An 8,480-nucleotide genomic window follows, 5' to 3' on the forward strand; every position below is an offset into this window, starting at 1 on the left:
CAAATCAGTCGAAATAGAAGAGAGTGACCAACTTGTGTTGTTCCTCAGCATGCTTGCAGGCATCCAGCAGCGTGACGCTGTCGTGGAAGACAAAGCAGATCAACTGCTGGCACTTGCTGATGATCTCCAGGTTGCACAGGCGGCTGGCCTCCGCCAGGGGAAGATGGTCGTTTTCGGGATGTTCCACCAGATGCAGCACCTGCTCCAGGCTGGCCCGCGACTCTGCCGGCTGTCGCTCCAAACTCTGGGGCAAGATCACCGTCAAGGACTTCATGTCCGCCCGCATCGCCCCCCGAATGACGGCCAAGTTGGTGCCAATGGCCCCAGAGGTGAGGATCTGATTGCCGGTAAGGGCCAGGGCATAACTGAGGGTCTCGATCAAATACTGATGGGTAATGGGCACATGACGGCTGCCCAGGATGGCCACTCGCTTCGGCCCAACTTGCTGAATGGCGGCCAACTCCTGCAAAAACGTATCAACGCTGGTGGGGACATCAATAGACTGGGTCAACGGGATCCCTCGGCAAATTCTCAAGATCTGGGCTAGGCCATGCTATCTCAAATTTCCGCTTTGGGATCCGGCCAAGTTGAAGCTCTACGGCTTCAGCCCCAAACTTTTGGTGGAGTGCTCAGGCTGTCTGCAGCAAGCTGGGCTTGGCTGTGGGCGGAAGATCCCGCCTGAATGTGGATGGTGTAGCTCATGCTGCTGTGAACGCCCCTGCCCAGCCAATGGCCGTAGAGAGGGGCAGCATCTCTGGGATAAGCGCTGGCCGCCAAAGCCACATGACCGTCGGCCACGGCCAACCCTTGGGTGGGATCAAAGCCCCGCCAACCGGCCCCCGGCAAGTACACCTCCGCCCAAGCGTGCAAATGACGGCGCACAGGCTCTGGGGGTTCTCCACCCCTGCTCTCCCCTGAAGGCCGTGAGGGGCTGACTTGGTAGCCACTGACAAAGCGAGCGGCCAAGCCCACGCTGCGGCAGACCTCCATGAACAACAGGGCCAGATCGCGGCAGGCTCCGGTTTTGCGATGCCAAGTCAAGCCAGCAGGCCAGGGATCCCCCTTTTCCCGCAAGATGTGGCGGCATTCTGAATAGATGCGCTGGTTCAGCGTCGGCAGAAAAGCCGTCGTTTCCCCCTGCACGTGATCCCATAGCTCCCAGGCCAAGGCTTGGACGCCGGGATCCGCCTGAGCCGTCAGATAAGGCTGTAGTTGAGCTGCCAGCGTGCTGGGATAGTCGATGGGGAGATGGGTGGCCCAATCGCAGAGGAGATAGTCGAAGGGATTCTCCCGCAGGGTGAGCACCGTGGCCTGAGTTTGAATGCGCAAATGCTCGGTGGGATCCCCAAACCAGAGCCGAACCGCCGCGTTGCCCTCCAGGTCCACCAGCGCCGATTGGCCCACCGGCTGCGGATCCACCTGCAACTCAAAAGCCAGGAGAGTTTGGATCCCGTCGCAGCGCGGTCGCAATCGCACCGTGTGGGGCTCCAGTTGGACTGGACGACTGTAGCGATATTCGATGAGATGGCGGATCTGAATTTGCACAGGTTGGCCAAATGACGGGCAAGGAGTTTTATCACAGGCAAAGGAGCACCGAGATCAGGCAACCCAAACTGCTCCCAGATCAAAGCCAAGAAGCGGTTGCATCGTCTGCCCGAGATCTCTAGACTTCAGGGATCCCGAGTTTGAGATCTCCGAGAGCTTTGCCCTGCCTTCCCAATCATCGAAACCTCCAGCTTAGAGCGGATGTACTCCCCAGCCTGTACAGGAGCATAGCGAGGGGGATTTGCTGCATTCTGGCATGTGGGCAGGCATTCGATCCAAGCATCGTCCCGAGGAGCTGTAAAGTAAACCAAAGACAGGCGGCGACTGGAACCGAAAGCCGATCGGGGTGGATTGACCACGCGGTGCAACGTGGAGCGCCAACGGTCATTGGTCCAACGGGATAGCAGATCGCCAACGTTGATGACAAAGGCGTTGGGAACAGCCTGCACATCAATCCACTCTCCTGCTTTGGAGTACACCTGCAGCCCTCCCGGCGCCCCATCCTGTCGCAGAATCGTGAAGCCACCGTAGTCGGAGTGAGCCCCATAGCGTAGCTGTCCCGGGATGGGCTCCACCTCCTGTTCAGGATAATGCACAGCCCGCAGCACTCCCCCTTTCCCCTCCATAAAAGGCAGAAAATAGGTTTCCGGCAGATCCAAAGCCAACGCGCCCATGCGCATCAAGGTTTGGGTGAGCTGAAGCAGAGCCGCATCATAAGCCAGAAGAGCAGCCCGCAGTCCTGCTGGATGGGTGGGCCAAAGGTTGCCCGAATCCGGATCCACCCCTGCTTGGGGCCGTTGTGGATCTTCCCGAAACAGGTCATTGAACACCAGCGCCTCACAGAGATCGTAGGGAACCTCTGCCCCACGGGTAGCGGCTACACTTTCGATGCCAATCGGCAGGTATCCCTGGTTTTTGACGCGATCCGGAGTCACCACCTCCATTTTTTGTTCCAGCGGCAGGTCGAAGAAAGCCCTCGCTCTCTCGTAGGCTGTTTGTATGATGGCCTCCGGGATCCCATGCCCTGTGATCACCACAAACCCCACCTCCTCCAAGGCTGCCCCAAAAGCCTTTGCAACCCCTAGCGGATCCGTGCCCTCCCGAAAGGGGGTCAAATCCAGACAAGGGATCCCAGCTTGCTCAAAGGAAGAAACTGGAGACATAGCCGACGTAGAGACAGGTGCTCAGAACAGCTCCTACCCTACAAAGAGAACTTGCCCCAAGACTGTGTGGGCGGATACCCCCTCAAAGCCAGCGCCAGCTCAACCCCATATCCAAACTAGAGATATTCTTGCTTGGCCTGTTGCCAGAGGACTTCCAGCTCCTGGAGACTGCGCCCTTTCAGAAGGGAGCTTTTGCCACCGCCGGGCAGGGATCCCGCTGGTTCCTGAGCCAGCTCTTCCATGCGCAAAAAACGGCGAGCAAAGCGCAGGTTGGTTTGGGTTAGAGCTTGGGCAGCATCCAAACCATACCAACGGCCCAAGTTGACCAGGGCAAAAAGCAGATCCCCCAGTTCGGCTTCCTGCCGAGTTGGATCGGGGGGATCCCTCTCCAATTCTCGGCGCAGCTCGGCTTCTTCCTCGCGGATCTTGGCCCAGATCCCCTCCACCGTTGGCCACTCAAACCCTGCCCCCACCACTTTGCAGGAAATTTTCAGGGCAGCCATTAGGGGAGGCAAACTTTGGGCATAGTGCAGCAGTTTTTGGCCAAGGCTTTGATCCGGTCGCTCCCCTTGCTTGATCTGTTCCCAAGAGCGGTGCAACTCCGGAAGATCTGCCATCACAGCATCCCCAAACACATGGGGGTGACGGCGGATGAGCTTATCGGCAATTCCCGCAGCCACAGCTTCCAGATCAAAGTGGTTCTGCTCGGCAAAGATCTGAGACTGCAACACCACCTGCAACAACAAATCCCCCAGCTCTTCGGCAATTGCTGCCGGATCCCCGGCTCGAATGGCAGCTACCGTCTCATACGCTTCTTCAAGAATGTAGGGGGTAAGAGACTCTGGAGTTTGGGCCCGATCCCAAGGACACCCGTCGGGAGCGCGCAACCGAGCAACAACAGCCGCCAAACGACTCATGTGTGAGCTAGAGGCGGAACGCTCCAGATAAAGGTGGGCAAAATGGCCCGTCGCTTGAGGATCCCAGCTTTGGAGCGTCAATGGGCCGGCCACCACCTCCAAGTCTTCTGTTAGCAACGTAACAGACTGGACAGGAGAACAGATCTGTTGCAAAACACTGCGCAGCTTCGCCAGATCCTGGCCCCCACAGCTTTTCAGCAGCAGGGATCCCTGCTCAGCAGCGAACCACCGAGCCAGAGCTTGTTGCCAGTCGGGCTGAAGACTATCCAGCGTTTGCAGCATGGTCAAAAGGGTAGGTGCGGCCCAAATCCAAAAGGCGGCTGAGCTGCTCCAGATCGATGAAACTCAACTCCAAAAGAATCATCAGCAACGGCCCTTGCTGGCGATGTTGCAGCTTCTTGGCCAGGCTCAGTTGAGAACGGTCGATGATGCCCGTTTGCAAGAGATATTCCTCAAGGGCTGGGGGGGGAATGGGATCTAGCATGGTCGTTTCGCAGCGCTGAAGAAGGACAAATATGAAACTGAGAAGATAGTAAACTAACGTAACTATTCTTAACACTCCTACAGAGTTTCGGCAAAGATCCGGCTGGCAAATAGGCCACAGGTGAGCTTACCAAGCCCTGTGCCCACAGCTCCACGGCAAGAAAACCCCTAAATTGCCTCAGCAAATGAGGTTTCTGTATCCAAGGACACAAAAAATGGGTAGCGAGAGGTCATGGTATGATAGCAGATTGGCGATCAGTTGGCAGCACCCTGAAAGGCTGGCTGCTTCTTCTTTGTTTGGAGAAACCAACTTGCCTTGGCAAGATGTTACTTTTTTATCTGACTAATTCTGGTATTTAGATAAAAATCTTACAATAACTGCTCAGGGATCCAATCTGTTCGGCTCCTCTGGGATCCGCCCTGGGGCTGCCATCCTGCTCGGGTTAGCTAGACCGCCGAGAAGTCCCGCCCTCTATGTATCAGCATGGGAGTCGGGATGAGAGGCGGAGATTCCTGCGCTATGATAAGCAGAGAGCGGTGGGGCATCCCGTTCTTAAAGCTCAGGAAATGTCCTTAACAGGAGTCACTGTTCGCGTCAGCGGGACGGAGTCCTTGAAGCTCGCACTCTTTCGCTTTAGCGGCGCGGAGCGCTTTGCATCAGCATGAGTGCAGGAGTATGTCACCTAAGCTAGAAACGGCTGCAGGATGGACTCCCATTATGTCTGAAGCCCAAGGTTTACTGCCGGTGGGGGCAACGGTTCAAGTGGTGGAAATGCCTCCTTACCTAAAAACGGCTGACCCAATGCCGATGTTGCGCCCGGCCCATTTGATCCGCTTGCACGAGCAAGGGGTGATCCTGCAGCGACGGCTGTTGGGCACCTACAGCGTGCAGTTTGCCAATGGCATCTTTCTCATAGACGGAAAATATCTTGCCCCGGTGGGATCCCTGTCCTAGTGCGCCCATTTCTCCTCCGAGCCAGCTCGATGGGTTTGTCGGCCTTCAGAACCTTTGGGAGCTGGCAGCTTTCCACAGAAGCGAGCCTTCGACTGACCGGCGGACTTTCGCGGTAGATTAAGGTGTGCCGGTTGGGGTTGGGTCAAAGTTTGGCTCAGCCGGTGAGATCCACCTCAACTTGCGCTAATCCCTGCTTCTTACTGCCCTCCATCCCACTAGACCAGCGCTGCTTATGCCCAGAGTCATCGTCACAGATCCCATCGATCAGGCGGGGATCGACATTCTCTCCCAAGTCGCTCAGGTGGATGTGCAAACTCAGCTCACCCCAGAGCAGTTGATCGCGGTCATCCCCAACTACGATGCCATCATGGTGCGCTCCGGTACACGGGTTACCCGAGAGGTGATCGAGGCGGGGACGAACTTGAAGATCATCGGGCGGGCGGGCGTTGGCGTTGACAACATCGATGTGCCTGCCGCAACCAAAGCCGGGATCCTGGTGGTCAACTCCCCAGAGGGCAACACCATTGCCGCTGCCGAGCACGCCATTGCCTTAATGATGGCCCTCTCCCGCCACATACCTGATGCCAATGCCTCTCTGAAATCGGGCCTGTGGAATCGGCAAGAGTTTGTCGGCGTAGAAGTCTACAAAAAAACGCTGGGGATTGTCGGATTGGGTCGGATTGGATCCCATGTGGCCCAGATTGCCAAGGCGATGGGGATGAAGCTGCTGGCCTATGACCCCTATCTGTCCGTGGAGCGGGCAGAGCAACTGGGGGTGCGCCTGGTGGACTTCACAACTTTGGTCCAGGAATCGGACTACATCACCTTGCACGTTCCCAAAACCCCTGAAACCACCAACCTGTTCAACGCCGAAACCTTCCGCATGATGAAGCCGACCGCCCGCCTGATCAACTGCGCCCGTGGCGGTTTGGTGGATGAACAAGCCCTGTACGAAGCCCTGAAATCCGGCCAAATTGCCGGAGCGGCTTTGGATGTATTTGCCAATGAGCCCCTGAAGGACTCCCCGCTGTTTTCCCTGGGCAAAGAAGTCCTGCTCACTCCTCACTTGGGGGCCTCCACCGAAGAAGCTCAAGTGAATGTGGCCATTGATGTGGCCGAGCAGATCCGCGATGTGTTGCTGGGGCTGCCGGCCCGCTCTGCCGTGAACATCCCCGGCCTACAGGCAGAGGTGCTGCAAAACCTCAGACCCTACCTGGACTTGGCCGAAACCCTAGGCAACTTGGTTGGCCAATTGGCGGGGGATCGCGTCAACCAGTTGGAGATCCGCCTGCAGGGAGATCTGGCAGAAAAAGATGGTCAGCCGATCGTCATTGCCGCTCTCAAAGGGCTTTTGACGCTGGCGCTGCGGGAGCGGGTCAACTACGTCAACGCCTCCATCGAGGCCAAAGAACGGGGCATTCGGGTGGTGGAAACTCGAGATCCCTCTTTGAAAGATTATTCCGGATCCCTGACGTTGATTGCCCATGGCCCCAATGGGATCCGCTCGGTTTCGGGGGCGTTGATTGGGGAGCGAGAGGTGCGGATCACCCAGATCGACGAGTTCCCGGTGAATGTGCCCCCTTCCGCCAACATGCTGATGACCCTGCACCGGGATATGCCGGGGATCATCGGGCGGATTGGCACCTTGCTGGGAGCCTACAATGTCAACATCGCCAGCATGCAAGTGGGCCGCAAGATCATCCGCGGCGATGCAGTGATGGTGCTCAGCTTGGATGATCCTCTGCCCGATGGGATCCTGGAAGAGGTGCTCAAGCAGCCGGGCATCCGCGACGCTTTTGTGGTGAACCTCTAGAATTGCTGATCCTTAAAAAATCCCAAACCTCACTTACCACAGCAAGACGGAGTCTTTGCTTGAGCCAGAGTGATTTGTCCCTAACCCTGCCTCGCATCCCAGACTGGGATTGGCCGGCGTTTCTGGAGTCGCTGAGTCACTTCGGTGTGGACCTCAGCCTGGAACGCATGCAAGTCTTGCTGCAGCGCCTGGGACAGCCCCAAGTTGGGATCCCGGCCATCCATGTAGCCGGTACCAACGGCAAGGGATCCGTCTGTGCCTGGGTCAGCCACGTGTTGTGGGCGGCAGGCTATCGTGTGGGTCGTTACACCTCTCCTCATTTAGTAGATTGGCGGGAGCGGATTTGGCTGAACGGGGAATACATTTCCACCAACGACTGGAGCCAAGCGCTGGCCCAGGTGCGAGACTGCCTACAAACCTATACCCCCAACGAGGCTTCCCCCACCCAGTTTGAGGTTATCACCGCTGCCGCTTGGCTGTACTTCCGCCGGCAAAAGGTGGATGTGGCAGTGATAGAAGTGGGCCTGGGGGGGCGGCTGGATGCTACCAATGCTGGGATCGAGCCAGTGGTAACGGCTATCACCTCCATCGGCTGGGATCATTGGCAGCGCTTGGGCAACAGCCTTCCCCAAATTGCCTCTGAAAAGGCGGGCATTCTCAAGCCAGGGATCCCGGCAGTGTGCGCACCCCAAACTCCAGAGGTCACAGCAGTTATCCAAGCCAAGGCAGAGCAGTTGCAAAGCCCCCTGAGGGTGGTCGACCCTCTACAATGGTCAGAGCCTCAAACCGCCCACTGGCGAGGGCAGCTCCTCACCCTGCCCCTCAGCGGCGATGTACAACTCACCAATGCAGCAGTAGCCCTTGCCGTTGTGGAAACCCTACAGCAACAGGGCTGGCGGATCCCTGATGCCACTGTAGAAAAAGGATTTGCCATCACCCGTTGGCCGGGGCGGCTACAGCGGGTGCAGATTGGATCCCGTCAGTTGCTGATGGACGGAGCCCACAACTTGCCCGCTGCCCAGGCTCTCCGTCGCTATCTGGATGAGCATCAACCCGGCCCCCTCACCTGGTATGTGGGCATCCTCACCACCAAAGATGTCCAGGGCATTCTCAGCACCCTGCTGCGGCCGGGAGATTGCTTTTTCGCTCTGCCAATTGCTGGCCACTCTGGGACGGATCCCGAGCAACTTGCTCAGCTAGCCCAGACTCTGCAGCCTCATCTCGCCTCGGCACGGGCACTGCCCAATCTCTCCGCTCTTCGGGCTCAGTTGCTCAAGCCGAAAAACCTCACTGAGCCACCAGCTGTAATCTGCGGATCCCTGTACCTATTGGGCCAGGTGATGCAGGAATGTTTGGGATGGGATCTAGCCTGTTGAACTGACAGGTGAAACCTTATGCAAAACCTGAGCTCCTCTCTTATAAAGAGAGAGGAGCTATGAACAAAAACTAGCTCTCAACCACTATCACTTGATCAAGATACTCCCCTACTGATTGGGTTAGGGTGGTGGACCTGGCACCGAGCTAGGTTGCCAGCAGGTCGCCCTGCCAGTAGGTTCGCCGCTGATGCGTTTCACGTCCGAGTTCGGGATGGGTCGGCGTGGTTC

At 57.4% G+C, this 8,480-nt stretch carries 8 protein-coding genes and 1 rRNA gene; 3 read left to right on the plus strand and 6 right to left on the minus strand.

Going from position 1 to position 8,480, the window contains the following annotated elements; translation table 11 throughout:
• Nucleotides 1–4: 4 nt before the first annotated feature.
• From ACVWVQ_RS04725 to ACVWVQ_RS04745, 5 genes are all read right to left on the minus strand, one after another.
• Nucleotides 5–511, minus strand: coding sequence for a hypothetical protein (locus tag ACVWVQ_RS04725; protein ID WP_011434437.1), 507 nt, complete (start codon nt 509–511; stop codon nt 5–7).
• 92 nt (nt 512–603) lie between these two features.
• Nucleotides 604–1,545 carry a transglutaminase family protein gene (locus ACVWVQ_RS04730; protein WP_457507156.1) on the minus strand — a complete coding sequence of 314 codons (942 nt, stop codon included), beginning with the start codon at nt 1,543–1,545 and terminating at the stop codon, nt 604–606.
• A 125-nt stretch (nt 1,546–1,670) separates the two neighbouring features.
• On the minus strand, nt 1,671–2,708 hold the full coding sequence (locus ACVWVQ_RS04735) for an isopenicillin N synthase family dioxygenase (protein WP_041438122.1): 1,038 nt from the start codon (nt 2,706–2,708) through the stop codon (nt 1,671–1,673).
• Between the two features lie 116 nt (nt 2,709–2,824).
• Complete coding sequence (gene mazG, locus ACVWVQ_RS04740) at nt 2,825–3,625, minus strand: nucleoside triphosphate pyrophosphohydrolase (RefSeq protein ID WP_457507166.1); 801 nt, start codon at nt 3,623–3,625, stop codon at nt 2,825–2,827.
• 262 nt (nt 3,626–3,887) lie between these two features.
• A complete protein-coding gene (locus ACVWVQ_RS04745) occupies nt 3,888–4,109 on the minus strand; it encodes a DUF2949 domain-containing protein (RefSeq protein ID WP_414332365.1) in 222 nt (73 codons plus the stop codon).
• A gap of 717 nt (nt 4,110–4,826) precedes the next feature.
• Here ACVWVQ_RS04745 and ACVWVQ_RS04750 point away from each other — a divergent pair.
• The 3 genes from ACVWVQ_RS04750 to ACVWVQ_RS04760 all read left to right on the plus strand — a co-directional run bounded on the left by ACVWVQ_RS04750 (nt 4,827) and on the right by ACVWVQ_RS04760 (nt 8,252).
• Entirely contained in the window at nt 4,827–5,063 is a 237-nt protein-coding gene (locus tag ACVWVQ_RS04750; protein ID WP_011429589.1) for a DUF3148 domain-containing protein, read from the plus strand.
• A 232-nt stretch (nt 5,064–5,295) separates the two neighbouring features.
• Nucleotides 5,296–6,876, plus strand: a complete 1,581-nt coding sequence (serA, locus tag ACVWVQ_RS04755) for a phosphoglycerate dehydrogenase (protein ID WP_414332254.1) — start codon at nt 5,296–5,298, stop codon at nt 6,874–6,876.
• A 74-nt stretch (nt 6,877–6,950) separates the two neighbouring features.
• Nucleotides 6,951–8,252 carry a bifunctional folylpolyglutamate synthase/dihydrofolate synthase gene (locus ACVWVQ_RS04760; RefSeq protein ID WP_457507168.1) on the plus strand — a complete coding sequence of 434 codons (1,302 nt, stop codon included), beginning with the start codon at nt 6,951–6,953 and terminating at the stop codon, nt 8,250–8,252.
• A 132-nt stretch (nt 8,253–8,384) separates the two neighbouring features.
• On the opposite strand, the gene rrf is transcribed toward ACVWVQ_RS04760, so the two are convergent.
• A 5S ribosomal RNA gene (gene rrf, locus ACVWVQ_RS04765) occupies nt 8,385–8,480 on the minus strand; the annotation flags it as partial.

The organism is Thermostichus sp. MS-CIW-36 (assembly GCF_054059035.1).

Bases quoted from the DNA above. Each gene is read 5' to 3' on its own strand.
- ACVWVQ_RS04735 (WP_041438122.1), bottom strand. From the start codon at position 2,708: ATGTCTCCAGTTTCTTCCTTTGAGCAAGCTGGGATCCCTTGTCTGGAT.
- serA (WP_414332254.1), top strand. From the start codon at position 5,296: ATGCCCAGAGTCATCGTCACAGATCCCATCGATCAGGCGGGGATCGAC.
- ACVWVQ_RS04750 (WP_011429589.1), top strand. From the start codon at position 4,827: ATGTCTGAAGCCCAAGGTTTACTGCCGGTGGGGGCAACGGTTCAAGTG.
- ACVWVQ_RS04745 (WP_414332365.1), bottom strand. From the start codon at position 4,109: ATGCTAGATCCCATTCCCCCCCCAGCCCTTGAGGAATATCTCTTGCAA.
- mazG (WP_457507166.1), bottom strand. From the start codon at position 3,625: ATGAGTCGTTTGGCGGCTGTTGTTGCTCGGTTGCGCGCTCCCGACGGG.